The organism is Scytonema sp. PCC 10023 (assembly GCF_963920835.1).
Lineage (GTDB): Bacteria > Cyanobacteriota > Cyanobacteriia > Cyanobacteriales > Nostocaceae > Kalymmatonema.
Window position 1 is genome coordinate 256,368 of record NZ_CAWUDP010000001.1, and the last position, 20,095, is coordinate 276,462.

A 20,095-nucleotide genomic window follows, 5' to 3' on the forward strand; every position below is an offset into this window, starting at 1 on the left:
GGCTAAGATTATATCGTAAAATCAAAAACTCACTGGCTCGTGCTATGGTTGTACAGATTCCGCCCCGTCTTCACTCAATTGAGGAGTATTTTGCACTTGAGGAAAGTGCCGACTACCGCAGCGAATACCGTGATGGAGAAATTGTTCCTATGACAGGGGGTTCGATTAACCATAACCGTATTGTACGTAACCTTAGTAGACTCACGGAACTAGCCCTGCAAGGACAATCATATGAAGTCTTTGTGAATGATTTGCGTTTATGGATTCCTCGCTATCGCCAATACACTTATCCAGATGTTTTGATTATCAAAGGTGAACCAGTATTTGAGTCAGGACGTACTGATACTGTTCTGAATCCCAGTATTATCTTTGAAGTTCTCTCTAAATTTACCAGTAGCCGCGATAGAGGTGATAAATTTACATACTATCGCTCTATTCCTCAATTTCAAGAATACGTTTTGATTGACCAAGATCAAATCCACATTGAGCAGTTTAGTAAAACCCCAGAAAATAACTGGCTATTTAGCGAATCTGACGCTGAGGATGGAGTTATGACCCTAGTTTCAGCTAATTGCCAAATCCCGCACTGTCAAATTTATGAGCGGGTTAAGTTTGATAGAAATGAGTAAAATATTATTTAATTTATCCATTCTTTTTTCCCAACCCACAGGCATAAGCAACTATGCAAAAAATCTTGTTCCTTATTTAAAAACTCTTAACCCCACCTTATTAACTGCACAAAACTACCCTGAATTTAACTGTTATCCAATTCCTAATAATCTTACGCCTGCTCAGGGAACCAAAGGACATTTTGACCGTCTTGTATGGACACAATTTCAACTGCCAAAAATCTATAAAAATCTGAAATCTCAACTTATATTTTCTCCTGTTCCGGAAGCCCCACTTTCTGCCAATTGCCGTTATATTGTGATGGTTCACGATTTGATACCATTGCGCTTTCCCAAACTCTTGTCACCACTGACGCATTTCTCGCGCTACTACGTTCCCCAAGTTCTTGCGCAAGCGCAACACATTATTTGCAACTCCCACGCTACAGCAAAGGACATCACCGACTTTTATCAGATTCGGGCAAGCAAAATCACCCCTATTCCTCTCGCATACGACGCCAATCATTTTCGCCCGCTTCATTTAAATAATGGCGGACAAGATACCCCCTTGAGAAGATGTCCCTATTTTCTCTACATTGGGCGACAGGATTCCTACAAAAACTTACATCGACTGATTACTGCTTTTGCAGCATTATTTAATAATAAGGACTACGAATTGTGGTTAGCAGGACCACAAGATAAACGCTTCACTCCTGTCTTACAAACGCAAGTTGAGGAACTAGGTATAACCGATAAAGTTAAATTTCTTAACTACGTTTCTTACACTGAATTGCCGAAAATAATTTGTGGTGCTACAGCCCTCGTCTTTCCGAGTCTTTGGGAGGGTTTTGGTTTCCCAGTTCTCGAAGCAATGGCTTGCGGGACTCCCGTGATTACTTCCAACCTCTCATCTTTACCAGAAGTTGCTGGCGACGCTGCTCTTCTTATCAATCCTTACAACGTTGAGGAAATGACTGAAGCGATGCAAACAATTGCAACTGATTCCGCATTGCGTCAGCAGCTTTCGACTCAAAGCATAAGCAGGGCAAGCCAGTTCAGTTGGGAAAAAACAGGGCTTTCTACTGTTGAAGTTTTATCACGCTACCTTTAAAACCCACAATAATATTTTTACTTTGGTTAAATAATAGCTCCTACGAGTAGCATATTGTTCAGCGTTTTTAATTTTGTTTAATTTATAATTAAATAGCTTTACCAATATTATAGTAGCTGCTCAATAACAGTTAAATAAACATCTTTCTTTAGAAAGAGGAAAGAGAGCGAACACTTAAACAACAGTTTAGTAACACTTGAATAACTGATTTGAAAATGAGAATATAGTTAAGAAGTTAACAAAAGAGCGCTTAGTAACCCTGTTTTATTAAGTTAGAGATGATTCTCTAACCGTCATTTTAATGTGCTTTTGCAACAAGAGCATTGAAATGACACACAATACAGTGCGCTTCCCTAATCTATGATTCTGCTGAGAGTTCAGGATAGCTATATTTTTCTATGAGAAGAGCAAAACAGGGAGAATTAGCAACATGAAGCAATCTAAGAGTAGGAGAAGACGGGGAATTGTGCTGACTCCTGTAGGGCTGAAGCGGCTACAAGCAGCAATTCTGGCTGTGGAGAAGGCGCACAACAACGGCGATCGCTTTACTCTAGACGAACTGGGCTTACGCATGAATGTTTCTAGCAAAACACTGAGTCGATTGTGGTCGTTGGATAGAGGCGTAGACCAAAAAACTGTGAAACTGTGCTTTAGCGCTTTTAACCTGGAATTATGTAGCGAAGACTATACAATCCTGGATGAACCGAATCAGGCTGAAACTTCTGGCGAGCTTTTGGTGAGTTTAGATACACAGGAGGTAAGTTCGTGTGAGTCTTTATCCGAAGACTCATTTAACGAACAGCGTGACAAACTTAAACATTTTTGGTCATACCCAGATGGTCCGGTACCTCTGGATTCCCCCTTCTACATCGAACGTCCCCCGATTGAGGAACTGGTTTATCGAGAAGTGACTCAGCCAGGCTGTGTGATTCGGATTCGAGCACCTAGACAGATGGGTAAGAGTTCTCTGGTGCTGCGGCTATGTGCTTTTGCACAAAACCAAGGGTATCGCACAGTGAATCTGAATTGCTACCAGATAGATTCCGATTCCGATGGTCTAACTGACTTAAGTCAGGTTTTGCGTAATTTTTGCTGGCGAATTGCAACAGAATTAGACATTGATCCCAACCTGAATGACATATGGGATGAGGAAGTTGGTTGTAAGTTGAATTGTAGCTTTTACTTGCACTATTTGCTCAAGCAGATTCAAAGCCCAGTAGTTCTGGTGTTGAATGAAATTGACCGCTTTTTTGAACATCCTCACATTGCTCAGGAATTCTTTGCTTTGTTGCGTTCGTGGTGCGAGGAAGCACGACAAAATGTCGATTGGCAGAAGCTGAGGCTAGTAGTAGTTTACTCTACAGAAGAGTATGCCACCCTAGATATCAACCGCTCCCCGTTTAATATTGGACTACCTATCTGTCTGGTGGAATTTACCCAGCAACAGGTAGAAGATTTAGCGCATCGGCATGGGCTAGACTGGAGTACTGGTAAAGAATCCGCCCAACTGATATCGTTTGTAGGCGGTCATCCAGCACTGATTCGGATCGCGCTGTATTATCTTTGCTCTCAGGTCATCACTTTAGAAGAACTGATACAAGAGGCAGTTGCCAACGGCGGCATCTACCGCTATAATTTATGGCGACACTGGGCGAAACTGCAAGAAAAACCCAGTCTAGCAAAAACCTATACTGATGTTGTGACAGCAAAGCAAGGTATTTCTCTTGATCCGATTGATGTTTATAAACTGGACAGTTTGGGATTGATTCGCTTTGAGGGCGATCGCATCTTCCCGCGTTGCGAACTCTACCGCGCTTATTTTGCAAAACAACTAGCGACAATCATTTAAGAAATCATTTAATGATACGGGTTTGAACCCCTATCATTGAATGATTTTATGTTCAAAAATTACCTTATTTGCAACGACTCGCCTACTTTCAAGAAGTCGAGAGCCAGCACCTGAAGTATCTTTTGGCTTTCCGCTTCTTGGTGGTTCAAACGCTCTGTATTCTTGGATAAAAGTAGTGTTTCTCGTTTCTAGCTTTGTTAGATCTAAAGCTAATCCTACAGCTAATCCTATGATAAGCAGGCATAAAGCAGTTTTCCATCGCAAATCAGCTATTTTGGAGTGTAAATAATAGGTTGACAGCATTAATTAAAGTTACGCAATTCGTCAACTTTAATGACTGAAACGGTAACATCTCCCGCGTTATCGTTAATCTCGGTATCGAAGAAGAAAGCACACAGTTTCGACGGTTCTGACACAGCTATAGTCAGGGTATGGTCATATCCATTTAGGGTTGACCAACCAGCTGTAACTTGCTTATTCGTTTTTAAGTTCTTGAACTTACCGCCATAAATCCAGAGCATAACTAAGGGTTCGCTTTCTGCGTCTTCAGAATCTTTGACATAATCGAATGCACCTTCTTTGATGCGGACAACATAGATTCCCTGTGTTAGCTCTGCTGTTACTCCTTTGTTTTGGATAGCCTCCATTTGCTCTTTTGTAAGCTGATAGCAATTTTTAGCACTGTTAACGACTAAATCGGTGATAGAGGTTTGAGTTGTCATGATTTTTTCCTCCTTGTAATCAGAAAATTGTATTGATATTGCTACCTGGAAAATAGTGTTTGTTCATTTGGCAATAGAACCACAATTATTCGTAACTTAGGGTGCCATCAATGTTGACAATGTGAGAATCTAGCTCAATCTCGGATGGATAATATGTGTCTCCTGATGCTGTTTTGCACTCAGCAACAAGTACAAGTTGTCTCGTACTCAGCAACTGCGCTGGAGCAATATTTTTGCAGCTTTTAGAAAAATTTTTATCACTCCAGGATAATTTTCCATCCAAGTTACCAATGTATTGATCTAAGTCGATGGAGGTTTGCTGAGAATCGCCATTACTTTTTGTGCAACTTGTTGATAGGATTGATCCATTGATTTCTATCTTGTCTTTGTCGCAGCTTAGGCTAAATTCACCTGTTGCCATCGCTTTATCAACAACAAAGTTAAGTGACACAACCAAAGCAAACAAAAAGACCGTAGCAACTCGCAGTAGTAGCCATTTCTTCATTTTGTATTAACCTCTTCTATTTGTAATGTCGGCAATTGTTTAGATTAAATCGTTTGTTTTGTTTCCTGGGTGTCAAGTTACTAGATTTTGAACATGAGTGCAGCTTTTTCACTTGCTGTCAACGCCAACTCAGCACAATAGTTCACCACAAGACATGAGTTTGGGGCGCAATACTATTGCTGCAGCTTATAAGCCGTTGGCTTTATGTGTCTAGTTTGACAAATGCTTTGGCGGAAATTGCTTTCACTTCATGTGAATATAATCTTACTTTTGCCATGAAAATGCAAGGACAGATAAGACAGTTAAGGAGACATTTAAGAAACTGATTGCAATAGATAAAGGACAGTTAAGACAGTTAAGACAGTTAAGACAGTTACTCCCTTCTCGGTCTAAGATTACCTATCTTCTTTTTGTTCTTCCTATGCGCCTGCAGCGCACGCTGCGCGTTGGCGTGCCTCTTTCAGAGGAGCTACGCTAACGCCCAAGCCGCGTGGCGAAGCCTCAGCCTGCGCTTTGCGCTTACGTGTCCTTAGCGACGCCAGTCGCCTGGGTCGGGAAACCCCTTCAGGGAGAACCTCCGGTTCCGCTAGCCCCGTTCGGGGGCGGTGCGCTAACGCGTTCCGCCAGTCGCCTGGGTCGGGAAACCCTCCAAAGAGGCTGGTCTCACCTCCTGTAGCGCTGGCTCGTCTTTGCGGTACCCTGCGGGAAGCCGCTGCGCGTCTACATCCGACTGAGGCTTGCAAACTTTACAGTTTGGGATTGATTCGCTTTGAGGGTCATCTTACCGACTTGCGAACTCTACCGCGCTTCCAACCGAGAAACAAAACTTCTGTTCAACCTAAGTGCTGTTTGAGTTCACGAATTGCTGCACTGGTATTCCGCTCGTAGGCAACTTCAAAGCACCTAGAAACTATATCGTGGATGTTTATATTTGGGAAATATTGGCTTTGAGTTTGAACAAGGTATTCTGTACCTTGCAACTGATAAACACACAGTTGTTTTTTGCGGAACAGCCAGACTTCTGGCACTTGATAAGGGAGGTAATCATTCACGTCAGAATAGCTCGTCACATCAATTTCCAGTACTAAATCAGGAGGAGGATCAATACTCCAGTCAATTCGCTCTTTACCAGAGACAGCTTCCCAATGGTTAATGTAAAAACAATAGTCTGGTTCAATTCCGCTCTTTTCTGGTAATTCCATAGTGACAGGAGTAAAAGCATCGTACTCACGTCCAATATGATCCAGCAGGACTGTGATAACATTCGCAATTAAATGGGCATCGCGTCCATGTTTGGGAAGAGGAGACATGAGTAAGACTTCTCCGGATCGGTACTTTACGCGGGGAATTGAACCATCGCCTCGCCAGTGACACAAATCCTGATAATCTTGCCAGGTTGCAGGTAACCGGACAACCGCCCCTACAGGTAGCTGAATTTTCTCAGGCGAGACTAGAGCAAACATGGTTCAAACCTTAGAGGTCAAAAATTACAAGCTCAAGATTATTGTAATCTGTATGGTTTGATTGAGATGCTAGGGGTTTTGAGAATGGTGCAAGATCTCAGTTAGTGAACCACATCGTCTCAAACGCCGTTATAGATGCTAGGATAGAGCCGCCAATCCAAGCCTTGCTGCTGTTTTGCACTCAGCAACGAGTATGAGTTGTCTGGTTCTCAGCAACCGCGCTGGAGCAATATTCTTGCAGGTTTTAGAAAAATTTTTATCAACCCAGGATAATCAGCAGGGCTGGTAACAGCCCTGCTGAGTTTAATCAAGCAGAATGAAAGAAAGAATTTTGAGCAAAAACCTCTATTTTATCGGCATTCGCGCGACTTTTTCTTCACAATGCCGAAGAGCTAGCCCTACTTGTTGCTCGCATCCCTATGCAGCGTTTAACCGCGCTTCAAGTGCGCTCACCTTATCTGACAAATCCTTGATCGCATTGACAAGGGTGAAAGTCAGCTCTGAAATATCTGTCATTAAAAGAGAAGACGACTCGTTATGCCTTTGTGTTTCTAAAACCATGCTGGGGCAAACTTTTTGCAACTCCTGAGCAACAAAGCCTACATACTCCCTACCTGCGTCACTGCCTTTTGCATCAAACTCCGGCTTATAACGGAATTTCACTGGAGACAATTGTTTAATAAGTTCTAATCCGCGCTGGTAAGGCATAACATTTGTTTTTGTTCTTGCATCTGAAAGCGCAGCAAAAGTTCCACCGCCTGTTTTAGAAGCGTTGCCATCAATACTTAAGGTTTGGTCGGGGTTGGCAGTATTGATTCCTACTCTCTTGTAAGCTGAAAAAATATTGATCGCTTCCCAAGAATTGTCATTATTACCTGGTACATAAACCGTAATGACATCACCGCCAACTGCGTTAGGACGGTTATAGCCCCAACGAATAAACTTAGATTTTTGGGAACCATTACTTAAGCTCCAACTTGGACCATGAAAATCAATTCCAGCTGCGGCGTCAAAAGCAGCAAGCCCGGAAACTTGTAATTTTGCTTCGGGTTTCTGTGTCCCAATGCCGACGTTACCATTGGTAACTGTTAGTCTTTCCGCACCGGATTGAAACAAACCAATGCTATCATCAGAATCGTTCTCAATTCCAATCAATAACTTGGTTTTTTCGCTTGTATTTGCTGAGGTCGTGCCTTCAACATAGTAGCGAATATAAGCTTTATCGCCTGAACCGCCACCGGGATCTTTTGGAAACAAAATACCTGCTTGATCATTATTTCCAACCTCTGGCGTAATCGCTCCACCAGTAACTTGCAATTTTGCTTGTGGTGTCGTTGTCCCGATACCAACATTGCCGTCAGCAGTAACTGTTAGTAAATCACCAGTCACGGGTGTCCAAAGACGAAATGCCCCGTTTGGGTTGTACAAATCAAACGCGTCACCCTTAGCCCATGTCTTTGGGGCAGTGGTGAGGTTACGTCTGTAAAGTTGAAGACTACCCTTCTCTCCTGTAACTCTAATCTTACCTATATTTGGTTCAAAATCTATTGGTCCAACATCTATGTTAGAAGTCACATAAAGTTCGCCATCAATTTTTTGCTGAGCCATGTTTTTTGTTCCTTGGTTTAACAGATTAGAAAGTATGCAAAACTTGCATCTTTCGATATATTTTCACAATTCTAATAAAAAGGCAAGGACAGATAAGACAGTTAAGCAGACAGTTAAAAACTAATTTATAAGACAGTTAAGACAGTTAAAACAGTTAAGAACTGAATTGAAATAAATAATGGACAGTTAAGACAGTTAAGACAGTTAAGAACTGAATTGAAATAAATAATGGACAGTTAAGACAGTTAAGACAGTTAAGCTACAAATAGGCAAATGATGTAGTTAGAAAAGTGATAAAATCTTAAATCAGATGTATAGGAATTCGGTTTGATTTGTGAAATGACTCGTTGAGACAGGGAACAGGGAACAGAAAGTGTACTGATTTTTTTAAGCGCAGAGCGCAGGCACTTTCAGAAAATTCAAATAGTAGTTCTATATCTACAAATTTCTAATACTTGTGTTATTGCGATTTTGTAATCACACTTTGAGATGAGATACCAGGTTGGTGGCAGTCTCCACAGTGACGATCCTAGCTATGTTGTCCGTCAGGCAGACGAAAGACTTTATGCCAGCTTGAAAGCTGGCGAGTTTTGTTACGTCTTAAATTCTCGCCAGATGGGCAAGTCATCGTTATTACAACGCACAAGTTATCGTCTTAGGAAAGAAGGCTATAGCTGTGCATACTTGGATGTCACCCGATTGGGTAGCGAAAATACCACACCGGAACAATGGTACAAAGGCATCATCGTCAGCCTGTTCTACGACTTAAATCTGGCAGAACACCTCAACTTTAAGCATTGGTGGGATACGCAAGCAGGCATTTCCCCAGTGCAAAAACTACACTCCTTTGTTGAAGGAGTTTTACTGCCAAATGTTCAAAGCGAATTTCTGCGAGACGGCAAAGCTGAACGCATTTTCATCTTTATTGATGAAATTGATAGTTTACTGAGTTTGAGTTTTCCTGTCAGTGACTTTTTTGCCTGGATTCGTCATTGCTATAATCAGCAGGCACACGACCCGAATTTTCAACGCTTGGGATTTGCACTGTTTGGAGTAGCCAGTCCATCTGATTTGATTGCCGACAAGCGCCGGACACCCTTTAACATTGGTACAGCGATTGAGTTATATGGGTTTCAACTGCATCAAGCAACACCATTGCTCAAAGGGTTAGAGGAAGTTGTCAGCCAACCTGAAATTGTGCTGCGAGAGATTATTTACTCGAGTGGGGGACAACCGTTTCTGACTCAAAAACTCTGTCAGCTCATTGTCCGAACAGCCTTAGAGACATCAAGTAGAAAAATTGTCCTACCTCCAGCAACTGAAGCATTTTGGGTAGAGCAATTGGTGCTACAGCACATTATCCAACACTGGGAAGCAAAAGATGAACCGGAACACCTCCGCACGATTCGCGATCGCCTACTTTTCAATGAACAACGGGCAGGACGGTTGTTAGGTGTTTATCAGCAGGTGTTGCAAGCTCTTGAAACAGACACTCAAACATCTGGTGTCCCTACCGATGATAGTCGAGAACAAACAGAACTTTTACTATCCGGATTAGTTGAGAAACACAACGGCTATCTCAAAATTAAAAATCCTATCTACCGCAGTGTCTTTAATTCTGAATGGGTACTCAGGCAGTTAGACAATCTGCGCCCCTATTCCCAGGCATTCAATGCATGGGTAGCCTCTGGTTATCAAGATGAATCACGTCTGCTGCGGGGGCAAGCGTTGCAAGAGGTGTTGGAATGGAGTGGGCGCAAAAGTCTCAGTGATTTGGATTATCGATTTTTGGCAGCTAGCCAGGAACTGGAACACCGGGAAACTGAGCAAAGACTGAAAGCTGAGCGGTTGAGAGAAACAGAAGCACGATTAGCGATTGAGCGAAAAAGTGCCCGTCGTCAGAGGCGATTACTGGCAGTAGTGAGTTTAGCTCTAATAATTTCTACAGTGTTAGGAGTGATGACGCTTGTTGCCTATCGTGAATCTGCTTTGAGTGAAGTTCGTATAACCGCCGTTGCTTCCAACGCAAACTTTGCCTCAAACCAGCATCTTGATGCCTTGGTGCAAGCAATTCAAGCACGCACGAAATTTCAACGGCTCTGGCTACTCGATCCATCAACGAAATCGGTGTTAGATCAGCAAACGCGCAAGGTGCTAGAGGAAGCAGTGTATGGAGCAGATGAGGTAAATAGTATATTAGCGCACCAGGGAGGAGCCTTAGGCGTTGACTTTAGCGCTGATGGACAGTGGATTGCTAGCGGTGGTACAGACCGAATCGTCCGGCTTTGGAAACGTGATGGTACCCTAGTTCACACCTTACCCCACAATGCTAGCCTATATGGTGTTCAATTCAGCCCGGATAGCCAACGGGTTGCTGCGGCTGGGCTAGATGGCGTGGTGCGGCTTTGGTCAGTGGATGGTACCCCATTGGCAACAATGAAAGGACACACGGCACCCGTTTGGGGAGTGGCATTCAGCCCGGATGGACAGATTATTGCATCTACAAGTGCCGATCGCACCATCAATCTCTGGCGCACTAATGGTACGCTGATCAAAACGCTGGAAGGACATAAAGCAGACGTTTGGAGTGTGGCATTTAGCCCTGATGGCAAGATTCTGGCATCTTCCAGTGTGGATAAGACCATCAAGCTCTGGAGTCCAGATGGCACAGTCATCCGAACCCTACAGGTTGGTTCAGGACCAGTCTGGGGTGTGGCATTTAGTCCGGATGGGCAAATCCTAGTTTCTGGTTGTGAAGACAATTACGTCAAACTGTGGAACCGCTCAGGAGAACTGCTCAGAACTCTGGAGGGACATACGGCGGGGGTGCAGAAGGTAGCGTTCAGCTCTGATGGGCAAACGATCGCCTCGACAGGTAATGATAAAACAGTGAAGCTCTGGCGGCGTGACGGTAGCCTGTTGAGAACTTTTCGCGGGCATCGCACAGTCATTCGCTCAGTTGCCATAAGCCCCGTTCGGGTGATGCGAAGCGATAGCGATCAAGAAGCGTCAGCGTTAGTTGGTCAGATTATCGCCTCTGCTGGCGAAGATGGTATCATCAAGCTTTGGAAAAGTTCGCCCTTCCAGCACCTTCTCAATAATCATCAAAATGTCGTTTGGCGAGTTGCTTATGCACCAAACACGCCTCTTGATCAGTCTCTACTTGCCACTGTTGCAGGGCAGGCAATTAAGCTATGGCGACGGGACGGTTCTCTGATTAAGACAATTCCAATCAATACCAGCCAGGTTAACACTGTAGCTTTCAGCACCGTTCCCAGAGCTGCTTTCAAGAAGAATCAGGAGACTCTTGCAATAGGGACTATCAACGGCAACATTCAACTCCTCAACCTTAGCAATGACGAAACGACTATTCTTCGTGGTCACAACGCTGGAATTTTTGGATTAGCATATAGCCCGGATGGGGAGTTTCTGGTGTCGGTAGCGGACGATCTCACCCTCAGACTCTGGCAGCGTGATGCTTCTGGGCAGTTTCAACTTTGCCAAACAATCCAAGCACATTCCAGCCGCATTTGGGATCTCGCCTTCAGCTCTGACGGGCAGTTCATTGCCTCCGCCAGTGTCGATGGCACAGTCAAGCTGTGGACGTGGAAGAATGCCAATCACCAAGCCCTCCAGCTTTATAAAACCCTCAAAGGACACAAGAGTGCCGTTTGGGGTGTTGCCATCAGCCCTTCAAGTCAACACATCGTCTCTGCCGGACGAGATGGTCAACTGCTGCTGTGGAATCGAGATGGTAAACTCATGCAATCCTTTAAAGAAGGAAACATTGGTTTGACACGAGTGGCATTCAGCCCTGATGGACAAAAAATTGCCGCAGCCAGTTGGGACAACACAATCAAGATTTGGGCACTAGACGGCACGCTGCTCAAAACCTTGAGTGGACACCTCTCTACCGTGATGTCTGTCGCCTTCAGTCCGGATGGCAAAACCTTGGCATCTGGCAGTGATGACCAAACGGCGATTCTGTGGGATTTGCAACAGATTCTCCATATCGATCCACTAGCATACGGCTGTGACTGGGTGCGGGATTATTTGAAAACTAATAAACAAGTGGAGAAAGGCGTGAGCGGATCTCTAACCCAGGGCGATCGCTTTATCTGCAATTGATCGCTTCCTACTTACTACTTCTTACGGCGTTCCCACTGCTCCAGAGTAAATTAAGCCGCGTTGCACATCCATAGTCAAAATCGCTCCATCCCGAATCACTTGTGTCGCCTTTTTCACTCCAACGATAACTGGCACACCGAGACGCAAGCCAATCACAGCTGCATGGCTGGTAAGACTTTCTTCTTCGGTAATAATTCCGGCAGCTTTGCGAATTGCTTCAACAAAATCAGCACTTGTACCCGAGGCAACCAAAATATCTCCGTAACTAAAGTTACTAACATCCATGCCAGTCTGTGCCACCCTTGCGCGACCACTCACAGAACCTTGTCCCAGTCCAATTCCTTGACCTAGTACCGCTGTTACAACTTCAACTTTAATCAAATCTGTTGACCCGGAAACTCCCTGGAGAGTCCCAGCTGTCATGACTACCAAATCCCCCTGAGATAAGAGTTCTCTTTCTTGAGCTACATTGATAGCTGCTTGGAATGTCTGACCAGTGGAAGGTAATTCTAACATCAACAACGGTTTGACGCCCCATACAAGTTGTAACTGTCGCGCTACATTCACGTGAGGTGTCACTGCCAAAATGGGTGTTTGGGGACGAAACTTGGAGACATTTCGTGCTGTTGCGCCTGTTTGCGTCAAAGTCATAATTGCTGCTGCTCCCAACTGTTCTGCAATTTGACCGACAGCTTGGCTGATGGCATTAGGAATCGAACGTTTGGTGTCTCTGGCTTGATTTGGGTTTCTGTGCAGCGCTACCTCTTGTTCTATGCGTTCGGCAATTCGCGCCATCGTCGCGACAGCTTCCACTGGAAATTTGCCTACAGCAGTTTCATTCGACAGCATGACTGCATCCGTACCATCTAAAATCGCATTTGCCACATCTGACACTTCGGCGCGAGTCGGACGGGGGTTACTAACCATGCTGTCTAACATTTGGGTGGCGGTGATGATTGGAATCCCCATGCGATTGGCAGTCGCAATCAACCGCTTTTGTAGTACCGGGACATCCTCTGCTGGGAGTTCTACACCTAAGTCACCTCTTGCCACCATGACGCCATCACACAAAGCCAGAACAGCTTCCATTTGTTCAATGGCTTCGTGCTTTTCAATTTTGGCAATCACTGGCACTTGTTTGCCTGTCGTGGAAATGAGTTCTTTAATTTCTATCATGTCTTGGGGGTTGCGGACAAAGGAAAGTGCTACCCAGTCCACACCCTGATCCAGACCGAACATCAAATCCTCACGGTCTTTGTCGGTCATTGCTTTAATCGACAGGTAAACTCCGGGAAAGTTAACGCCTTTGTTGTTTGAAAGCGTTCCACCGACAGTGAGGCGACAGTGCAAATCCCCTTTTTCGCGGTTAATTTCCTCTACCAGCATTTCCACGCGCCCATCATCTAGCAGGATTCTTGCCCCTACAGGGACTTCCTCTGCCAAATAATCGTACGTGACGCAGCTGATTTCTTGTGTGCCGACAACTGGACGATTGGTTAAGGTGAAGCGATCGCCTTTTGCCAGGACTATAGATCCGTTTTCAAATTTCCCCAAGCGAATTTTTGGTCCTTGCAAGTCTTGGAGGATGCCTACTGGTTTATTCAGTTCAAAGGCAGTTTGCCGAATGAGGCGAATATTACGCTGATGATCAGCATGAGTCCCGTGAGAGAAGTTTAGCCGCAGTGTTGTTGCACCAGCTTCAATCAGAGCTTTTAGCGTTTCTGGGCTGCTGGTAGCAGGACCAATTGTGGCGACAATTTTTGTTCGGCGGATAGAATCTTTTAGTTGCATAAAAGCGGAATCTAGGGAGCTACTCAGGGAATCATCCTAATTTAGGAGAGACATGTATGTCTGTTGCTGCTGAATCAATCATTAAAGCTGGTAGATGGCAGGCGTAGGGAGTGAAGGGGAGGCGGGGGAGACAGGGTAGAAAATTGCTCTTTGCTCTGCTGATTCCCCTTGTTCCTATTGTCCTCTTTTTAGATTTCACTAAGGAAGCAAAAGCTTAGAGTCTGTTGAAATCATACCGTTATTGGGCTGCTAATCTGTAAAGAAGTAGATAAATCTTGCTACACACAAATTTATTATTCGTCATTATGTACCGCAAAACTTCACTTTCCTTATAGAAAAGTGGCATTATCTAGATACTACATCTTAAGTAAAGCAACAAGGAGTTCATAATGCTGATGTCGGAGGCACAAAAGCCACTGACAGTCCCGCCAAAGGAATTTTTAGCGCCTCCGGGTGATTTTAATCCGACGCTGCTTATGTTCTTGGCAGCTGCGGGAACATTTGTTTTGTCTAACTTTGGTTACTGGGTTTGGCAATGGCCACACTGGTTATGCTTTAGTGCTAATACCTTGGCGCTGCATATTGCAGGAACTGTAATTCACGACGCCTGCCACCAATCGGCACATCGTAACCGAATTATTAACGCCATGTTAGGACATGGCAGTGCCCTGATGCTGACTTTTGTCTTCCCAGTGTTTACACGCGTGCATTTGCAGCATCATGCTCATGTCAACGACCCAGAAAACGACCCAGATCATTATGTTTCCACAGGTGGTCCTTTGTGGTTGCTTCCAGTCCGCTTTTTATACCACGAGGTGTTTTTCTTTCAGCGGCGACTATGGCGTAAATATGAGCTACTGGAATGGTTTGTGAGTCGCTTGTTTGTGGTTGGAATTTTTTGTATCTCAATTCACTACCACTTTTTGGGCTACGTTCTCAATTTTTGGTTTATCCCTTCTGCCGTTGTCGGGTTAGCACTTGGTTTATTTTTTGATTATTTACCCCATCGTCCTCACCAAGAGCGCGATCGCTGGAAAAATGCTCGTGTCTACCCTAACTCAATTTTGAATTTCCTGATCATGGGGCAAAATTATCATTTAATTCATCATTTGTGGCCTTCTATTCCGTGGTATAATTACCAGCCCACATATTATTTCATGAAGCCCCTTTTAGATGAAAAAGGCTGTTATCAAACTTCAGGTCTACTGCAAAAAAAAGACTTTTGGGAGTTTGTTTATGACATTTTTTTAGGAATTCGGTTTGATCACCACAAATCACCTGAAAATGAGCAAGGGGAGGGAAGATAGGCTTATTTCTATTCACAGCCTGATAATGAGCAATCACTAAGCAAACGAAGGCAACGCTCAACGAAGAGTAAGCTATTATACTTACCAAACGTTAACGGGAGACTCCTGGTGATTGAGGTGTGGAGTTTTGGATCTCAGGATGAGTAATAATCTGCACAGACCAGTAGGTCACAACCATGAGAATGAGACCAGAACCCACGCCTAATATCAAACCAATGAGTAAAGCGAGTTTGTGAGGAGAAATAGCCTGATCGTTTTCTAGTGGTGGAGTAGGAGTCTCCTCCTGTGTTGACTTGTAGAGAGAAGTTGGTGGCAAAAGCGTCTCAAACTCCGCATCATCACTTGTTTGGTGGTTGTTGAGTCGTGCTGACAGCTTGCCCCCAAACATTTGGTTAATGTTCTGCTCAGGTAAAGGGCTTTGAGGCTCAAATGTAACGTTGATTAATGGTAAAGTAGGGGCTGAGTCTTGTGTTGGCGTGTAGAGATGAGTGAGTGGTAGGAGTGCCTCCAGTGCTTCTTTTGCCGAATTGTATCGGTCTTTAAAGTGGTAGTGGACCATTTTGTTGAGTACTGAAGCTAGCCCAGTATTAACTTCAGCTAAGTGTTCCCAAATAATCTCACCTGTGTTGCGGTCTTCTGGTAATTGTGTTGGATGTACTCCCGTTAGAGCTTGGATGCCAATCATTCCTAAAGCATAGATATCACTATTGGGGCGTGGTTTGCCTCGCTCTTGCTCATGAGGCATATAGCCTGGTGTACCGATAGCAATTGTGGTGTATTCAAGGGGAATGAAGTTGGAATTTTTTCCTTGACTTTTAAGCAATTGATTCCAGATTGGCTTGACAGCACCAAAATCAATTAGGACTAACCGATTGTCCTGCTTTCGTCTAATAATATTACTAGGCTTGACATCTCTGTGGATCAGCCCGTAGCTGTGAATAAAATCCAGGATGTCCAATATCTCTTGCAATAGTTGAAAAACTTTGCTTTCAGACCAGCGATGACCCGCCGACAGTTCCACATTGAGGGGATGCCCTTCAATAAACTCTTGCACCAAGTAGAACTCAAGGTTGTCTTCAAAATGAGTTAAAAGATGAGGAACCAGGTCATAGTTGTCCAGTTTTTTCAGGGCTTCTACTTCTCGGGTAAACAGCCGTCTGCGTATTTCCACTGAAATAGGACATTGGCTGCTCGGTAAAAAATGTTTTACGACGCAGATGGGACGCTCAGGCAAGTGAGTGTCTTCAACCAAGTAGGTTTGACAAAATATACCTTGACTTAAAACTTGAACAACCTGGTAACGCTCTCCTTGTAACTTGGTTAACATGTTACGATATACCTAACGGTTCTATTAAGTAAATTTACTTAAATAGAATCTATCTATAAAATTAATATATAGCTTTTATCATACAAAATGATTTCATAAAAGCTTGCGGGACGTGTGGAACGAGCATACCTAAAATAACGCGGGAGGCAGATAGCGCCGAAGCATGAGGTCAAGAAATTAAATGAATTGACGTCATGAGTCATTTATGTCGGGGTGGAATGCCCTTCGGGTTCACCAGTCCCCGCTTGTTGGGAAACCCGCCTACAGGGCTGGGTTCACCGGCACGATGAATTTATTCATCGTCAATATTGTTTTTTCTTGCCCAACCCTCAATAAGTTCACTTACGCTTGTTGCTTTAACTGCTGCCATTTTTTGCAATTTACTCCATGCTGTAGGGGTAAGGTGTATTCTGTGGGATTCTTTAAGCTCAGAGTGAAGTGCTGGTTGATTTCTTGTTCTTTTTATCCCTTTTCCTGTTGACATATTTAGAACTGGTACGCTATTCTAAATAGAGTATAACACAAAGTTAAGGAGGTGGTTACAAGCCATGCCACGGAGTACAAAGCCATCGTTTGTTCTGGAACTACCATTAAAGGTAGACAGCCAACAGGACTCAGAACTGCAAGCAAGATTCAATGCAGCTATGCGACTGTACAACAACGTTCTTGGAGAAGCTAAGGCGCGGATGGAACTAGTACGCAAATCCGAGGCATACCAAGCAGCTAAAAAGGTATCTCGTGACCGAAAGAAAGAGCGAAGTGATGCTTTTAAGTTGGCTCGTGAAGCTTAGCGATTTAACGATTACGACCTCCAGTCCTATGCCAACAGAGCAGCCAAAGACTCAAAGTGGATTGCTCAAAAGATAGACGCGGCTGTTCAACAAAAACTAGCAAAAGAGTGCTTTTCAAGCTGTTGAGCGTGTTCTTTTTGGTAAAGCGAAGGATGTTCGGTTCAAGGTTGAATCTCGATTCCGCTCTATCGAAGGGAAGACCAACAAACAAGGCATTAGATGGAAGGACAATTGTGTTGTCTGGAGTGGGCTAGAACTTCCAGCAATCATTGATACCGAAAATGTTGTCGTTCAGCATGGTCTCTCCTGTCCTGTCAAGTACTGCGGTCTCATTCGGCGTACCTTCGGAGGAAAGCGTAGATGGTTCGTGCAGCTTGTTCTGAAAGGTACGCCCTACTCCGAAGCTAAGAACTACGTTTCTAACGGTGTTGTTGGTCTCGACCTTAACGTTAGTAACATTGCATTTGTGGCGGACAGCCACGCTGGTTTATTGCCCTTTGCGGACAAAGTTCCTACTTTCAGCAAGGAAATAACCAAGCTACAACGACAGATGCAGCGGTCACAGCGTGTCAACAATCCGGATAATTTTGAGGAAGATTTCGAGACGCGCAAAGGGCGTAGAACTGTTGTCAAAAAAGGCAAGAACAAGAAAGGTAAACGTCAATGGAACAAGTCTGCCAACTACCGTAAGGCTGCACAGAAGAAACGTGAGCTAGAACGCAGGAAAGCTGCTTATTCCAAGTCTCAAAATCGTTGCGTTGTCAACGAAATCTTGAGACATGGCAAGAACATCAAAACTGAGAATGTATCAGTTAAGGGGTGGCAAAAAAGGTACGGTAAAGCTATAAGAGCCAAATCCCCAGGATTTGTTCAATCAGAATTGAAACGTAAAGCTGAGAATGCTGGCGGTTCGTTCACAAAGTTCTCTACTCAAAAAACGGCACCTATTCTCACTCATTTGGACGGTAGCCGCATCAAAAAAACACTTTCTGAGCGGGTTCATCGGGATGTCACGGGGATTCCAGAACATCCCCGGGACTTGTTTAGCGCCTTTTTGAGTAGATCAGTCAATCAGGATAAGTTGATATTGCAAGATGCTCAAACCGAGTATCTGAGGCTGGAACCAGTCTTGTTGGAGGCGTATCAACGTTATTTAACCCGCAATTCCCGTAAGCAAGTCCGCTCTTCAGGCAGTCTGATTCTCCCGACTAGCGGGTCTCCAACGAGCTACTAATCCCTGACCAGATAGCTGAATCGAGCAAAAAGTCAGATGAGGATGTGGCCGTACCGCCCCGTTTTCGCGCGCGGGGGAGGGTTCAAGTGGCGGGTCTTGTACCGGAGAGAGTAGGAGCAATTGGTACCGTCTTGGATGCCAAAAGCCTACGGGTGAGTAGGGGTAAACAGCAACTCTGTCTTCCAAAAGAATCCCATCGGCTTTTAGCCGTGGGAGTGTCAAGAGAAATACTAGAACGTGTCATCTTAGGATAAAGGCTGGCGGATATTCCAGTCAGGACGTAACTTTTCGGCGTGACGCAAATACGTATGGAAAATTTGGGCGGAGGCAGGCAGATAGGCGTGACCTAAAAACCGGATGCAGCGCTCTAAGCTGCCATCAACGTGCATTTCCTGTACATCCAACATGGGTACATTGTCCCAATGACGGCGTGAACGTGCAATTGCAGCAGGAAAAGTAGCATTTAAATCGCGTGTGACTGAGAAAGTCATACTAACAATATCTGTTGGATGCAATTGATTCCGTTTTTCCAGTTCATCTAGTAGTTCCATCACAGCTTCTCGCATTGCTTCAACCGTATTTTCTGGAACGGTTGTTGCTCCGCGAATAGCCCACATTCGCCACTCCACAAAACAATCCTCCATTTAGTTATGAGTCATTAGTCATTAATTACCAGTTATCACTCATGAGTCATTTGTCCTTTGACTCATGAGTGATAACCATTTATGGTCTATACATCCATAAAGGCAAACCATTGGTAGACACTTCAAATTCAACCCAGTTGAGACCAGTCCCAAGCCCTGAAGAAACTTGACGACTTCCTGGCAAGATGCGATTTAACAGAGGTTTGCGTTCTTCTAGGGTGTAGACGGGAGTTTTTTCGGGATCAAGACCAACCAGTTCGGCTGCCCAACGGCGGGCATCTTCCTCTGTTCCCAGACGATCTACAATACCTAACTCTACGGCTTGCTGTCCAGTAAAAATTCGACCATCAGCGAAACTTCTCACAGTTTCAACCCCCAAGGAACGCGCATCAGCTACTGTCTGGACAAACTGCTGGTAACTTGTGTCAATTAATTCTTGCAAAATGTTTTGTTCTGGTTCCGTTAGTTCTCGGTCAAACGCCAAAATGTCTTTATAAGGACCAGACTTGATGACCTTGAAGGAAACACCGATTTTTTGCAACAAGCGTTCCAAGTTGTTACCACGCAAAATCACACCAATGCTACCTGTAATCGTACCAGGATTAGCCATGATATGTTGCGCTCCCATGCCGATATAAACTCCACCAGAAGCAGAAATGTTGCCAAAACTAGCAACAATTTTTACTTTCTCACGCAACCGCTTCAAGGCGCTGTAGATTTCTTGGGAATCTCCTACTGTCCCGCCAGGACTATCAATCCTCAGCAGTAACGCTGGAAATTTTCTTTCTTCTACAGTTTTCAGCGCTTCTAATACATGCTTGCGAGTCCCACTGGCAATCGCACCTGTAATTTCAATACGAGCAATTTGTTTACGATATCTAGGCTTAAAAGGCCAAACCATGAGCAGTCAACAAACTTCCTAATAAACTTAATCATAAAACGTTACGTGCTCAAAGCACTTGCTTTCCCTATGTTAAGAAAAACGAGCTAGTTTTGTGATCATTACA

18 protein-coding genes are annotated in these 20,095 nt (G+C 44.3%); 8 read left to right on the forward strand and 10 right to left on the reverse strand.

The window, feature by feature from the left end:
- The first annotated feature begins 44 nt into the window (after positions 1–44).
- The 3 genes from ACM0OZ_RS01265 (at position 45) to ACM0OZ_RS01275 (ending at position 3,568) form a co-directional block, all read left to right on the forward strand.
- Positions 45–629: a Uma2 family endonuclease gene (locus ACM0OZ_RS01265; protein ID WP_414580976.1), complete on the forward strand. Its 585-nt coding sequence runs from the start codon at positions 45–47 to the stop codon at positions 627–629.
- Positions 622–1,719, forward strand: a complete 1,098-nt coding sequence (locus tag ACM0OZ_RS01270; RefSeq protein WP_414580977.1) for a glycosyltransferase family 4 protein — start codon at positions 622–624, stop codon at positions 1,717–1,719. Before ACM0OZ_RS01265 ends, ACM0OZ_RS01270 begins: the two co-directional genes overlap by 8 nt.
- A 430-nt stretch (positions 1,720–2,149) precedes the next feature.
- Positions 2,150–3,568, forward strand: a complete 1,419-nt coding sequence (locus ACM0OZ_RS01275) for an AAA-like domain-containing protein (protein WP_414580979.1) — start codon at positions 2,150–2,152, stop codon at positions 3,566–3,568.
- 33 nt (positions 3,569–3,601) lie between these two features.
- Here the strand turns inward: ACM0OZ_RS01275 and ACM0OZ_RS01280 are convergent, their stop codons facing one another.
- The 5 genes from ACM0OZ_RS01280 to ACM0OZ_RS01300 all read right to left on the reverse strand — a co-directional run bounded on the left by ACM0OZ_RS01280 (position 3,602) and on the right by ACM0OZ_RS01300 (position 7,866).
- Entirely contained in the window at positions 3,602–3,871 is a 270-nt protein-coding gene (locus ACM0OZ_RS01280; protein ID WP_414580981.1) for a hypothetical protein, read from the reverse strand.
- Complete coding sequence (locus ACM0OZ_RS01285) at positions 3,871–4,290, reverse strand: hypothetical protein (protein ID WP_414580983.1); 420 nt, start codon at positions 4,288–4,290, stop codon at positions 3,871–3,873. The genes ACM0OZ_RS01280 and ACM0OZ_RS01285 overlap by 1 nt, the downstream gene beginning before the upstream one ends.
- Before the next feature lie 85 nt (positions 4,291–4,375).
- Positions 4,376–4,795 carry a CVNH domain-containing protein gene (locus ACM0OZ_RS01290; RefSeq protein WP_414580984.1) on the reverse strand — a complete coding sequence of 140 codons (420 nt, stop codon included), beginning with the start codon at positions 4,793–4,795 and terminating at the stop codon, positions 4,376–4,378.
- An 833-nt stretch (positions 4,796–5,628) separates the two neighbouring features.
- Entirely contained in the window at positions 5,629–6,258 is a 630-nt protein-coding gene (locus ACM0OZ_RS01295) for a Uma2 family endonuclease (RefSeq protein ID WP_414580986.1), read from the reverse strand.
- A gap of 417 nt (positions 6,259–6,675) precedes the next feature.
- Positions 6,676–7,866, reverse strand: a complete 1,191-nt coding sequence (locus ACM0OZ_RS01300; RefSeq protein WP_414580988.1) for a tail fiber domain-containing protein — start codon at positions 7,864–7,866, stop codon at positions 6,676–6,678.
- Positions 7,867–8,355: 489 nt separating this feature from the next.
- Here ACM0OZ_RS01300 and ACM0OZ_RS01305 point away from each other — a divergent pair, with 489 nt between their 5' ends.
- Positions 8,356–11,994 (forward strand): AAA-like domain-containing protein, encoded by a 3,639-nt coding sequence (locus ACM0OZ_RS01305; protein WP_414580990.1) that lies wholly within the window; start codon positions 8,356–8,358, stop codon positions 11,992–11,994.
- Positions 11,995–12,015: 21 nt separating this feature from the next.
- On the opposite strand, the gene pyk is transcribed toward ACM0OZ_RS01305, so the two are convergent.
- The gene (gene pyk / locus ACM0OZ_RS01310; RefSeq protein WP_414580992.1) at positions 12,016–13,785 is read right to left on the reverse strand and encodes a pyruvate kinase; all 1,770 of its coding nucleotides are present in this window, start codon (positions 13,783–13,785) and stop codon (positions 12,016–12,018) included.
- A 389-nt stretch (positions 13,786–14,174) separates the two neighbouring features.
- Between pyk and crtR the strand changes: the two genes are divergently transcribed.
- The gene (crtR, locus tag ACM0OZ_RS01315; protein WP_414580994.1) at positions 14,175–15,092 is read left to right on the forward strand and encodes a beta-carotene hydroxylase; all 918 of its coding nucleotides are present in this window, start codon (positions 14,175–14,177) and stop codon (positions 15,090–15,092) included.
- A gap of 91 nt (positions 15,093–15,183) precedes the next feature.
- Here crtR and ACM0OZ_RS01320 read toward each other — a convergent pair whose 3' ends face one another.
- Positions 15,184–16,419, reverse strand: a complete 1,236-nt coding sequence (locus tag ACM0OZ_RS01320) for a protein kinase domain-containing protein (protein WP_414580996.1) — start codon at positions 16,417–16,419, stop codon at positions 15,184–15,186.
- Between the two features lie 292 nt (positions 16,420–16,711).
- Complete coding sequence (locus tag ACM0OZ_RS01325; RefSeq protein ID WP_414580997.1) at positions 16,712–16,903, reverse strand: hypothetical protein; 192 nt, start codon at positions 16,901–16,903, stop codon at positions 16,712–16,714.
- Positions 16,904–16,967: 64 nt separating this feature from the next.
- Between ACM0OZ_RS01325 and ACM0OZ_RS01330 the strand changes: the two genes are divergently transcribed.
- The 3 genes from ACM0OZ_RS01330 (at position 16,968) to ACM0OZ_RS01340 (ending at position 18,698) form a co-directional block, all read left to right on the forward strand.
- Positions 16,968–17,210 carry a hypothetical protein gene (locus tag ACM0OZ_RS01330; RefSeq protein WP_414580998.1) on the forward strand — a complete coding sequence of 81 codons (243 nt, stop codon included), beginning with the start codon at positions 16,968–16,970 and terminating at the stop codon, positions 17,208–17,210.
- Positions 17,211–17,577: 367 nt separating this feature from the next.
- Complete coding sequence (locus tag ACM0OZ_RS01335) at positions 17,578–18,444, forward strand: hypothetical protein (protein WP_414581000.1); 867 nt, start codon at positions 17,578–17,580, stop codon at positions 18,442–18,444.
- Between the two features lie 86 nt (positions 18,445–18,530).
- Positions 18,531–18,698, forward strand: coding sequence for a hypothetical protein (locus ACM0OZ_RS01340; RefSeq protein ID WP_414581001.1), 168 nt, complete (start codon positions 18,531–18,533; stop codon positions 18,696–18,698).
- Here ACM0OZ_RS01340 and aroH read toward each other — a convergent pair.
- Together aroH and sppA are read right to left on the reverse strand one after the other, a co-directional pair.
- On the reverse strand, positions 18,690–19,061 hold the full coding sequence (gene aroH / locus ACM0OZ_RS01345) for a chorismate mutase (protein ID WP_414581003.1): 372 nt from the start codon (positions 19,059–19,061) through the stop codon (positions 18,690–18,692). The two genes, ACM0OZ_RS01340 and aroH, sit on opposite strands and share 9 nt — an antisense overlap.
- Before the next feature lie 106 nt (positions 19,062–19,167).
- A complete protein-coding gene (sppA, locus tag ACM0OZ_RS01350) occupies positions 19,168–19,989 on the reverse strand; it encodes a signal peptide peptidase SppA (RefSeq protein ID WP_414581005.1) in 822 nt (273 codons plus the stop codon).
- Between the last annotated feature and the right edge of the window lie 106 nt (positions 19,990–20,095).

What these genes read in the sequence shown, in the direction of transcription:
- ACM0OZ_RS01265 (WP_414580976.1), top strand. Translation starts at nt 45, where the DNA reads ATGGTTGTACAGATTCCGCCCCGTCTTCACTCAATTGAGGAGTATTTT.
- ACM0OZ_RS01270 (WP_414580977.1), top strand. Translation starts at nt 622, where the DNA reads ATGAGTAAAATATTATTTAATTTATCCATTCTTTTTTCCCAACCCACA.
- ACM0OZ_RS01275 (WP_414580979.1), top strand. Translation starts at nt 2,150, where the DNA reads ATGAAGCAATCTAAGAGTAGGAGAAGACGGGGAATTGTGCTGACTCCT.
- ACM0OZ_RS01280 (WP_414580981.1), bottom strand. Translation starts at nt 3,871, where the DNA reads ATGCTGTCAACCTATTATTTACACTCCAAAATAGCTGATTTGCGATGG.
- ACM0OZ_RS01285 (WP_414580983.1), bottom strand. Translation starts at nt 4,290, where the DNA reads ATGACAACTCAAACCTCTATCACCGATTTAGTCGTTAACAGTGCTAAA.
- ACM0OZ_RS01290 (WP_414580984.1), bottom strand. Translation starts at nt 4,795, where the DNA reads ATGAAGAAATGGCTACTACTGCGAGTTGCTACGGTCTTTTTGTTTGCT.
- ACM0OZ_RS01295 (WP_414580986.1), bottom strand. Translation starts at nt 6,258, where the DNA reads ATGTTTGCTCTAGTCTCGCCTGAGAAAATTCAGCTACCTGTAGGGGCG.
- ACM0OZ_RS01300 (WP_414580988.1), bottom strand. Translation starts at nt 7,866, where the DNA reads ATGGCTCAGCAAAAAATTGATGGCGAACTTTATGTGACTTCTAACATA.
- ACM0OZ_RS01305 (WP_414580990.1), top strand. Translation starts at nt 8,356, where the DNA reads ATGAGATACCAGGTTGGTGGCAGTCTCCACAGTGACGATCCTAGCTAT.
- pyk (WP_414580992.1), bottom strand. Translation starts at nt 13,785, where the DNA reads ATGCAACTAAAAGATTCTATCCGCCGAACAAAAATTGTCGCCACAATT.
- crtR (WP_414580994.1), top strand. Translation starts at nt 14,175, where the DNA reads ATGCTGATGTCGGAGGCACAAAAGCCACTGACAGTCCCGCCAAAGGAA.
- ACM0OZ_RS01320 (WP_414580996.1), bottom strand. Translation starts at nt 16,419, where the DNA reads ATGTTAACCAAGTTACAAGGAGAGCGTTACCAGGTTGTTCAAGTTTTA.
- ACM0OZ_RS01325 (WP_414580997.1), bottom strand. Translation starts at nt 16,903, where the DNA reads ATGTCAACAGGAAAAGGGATAAAAAGAACAAGAAATCAACCAGCACTT.
- ACM0OZ_RS01330 (WP_414580998.1), top strand. Translation starts at nt 16,968, where the DNA reads ATGCCACGGAGTACAAAGCCATCGTTTGTTCTGGAACTACCATTAAAG.
- aroH (WP_414581003.1), bottom strand. Translation starts at nt 19,061, where the DNA reads ATGTGGGCTATTCGCGGAGCAACAACCGTTCCAGAAAATACGGTTGAA.
- sppA (WP_414581005.1), bottom strand. Translation starts at nt 19,989, where the DNA reads ATGGTTTGGCCTTTTAAGCCTAGATATCGTAAACAAATTGCTCGTATT.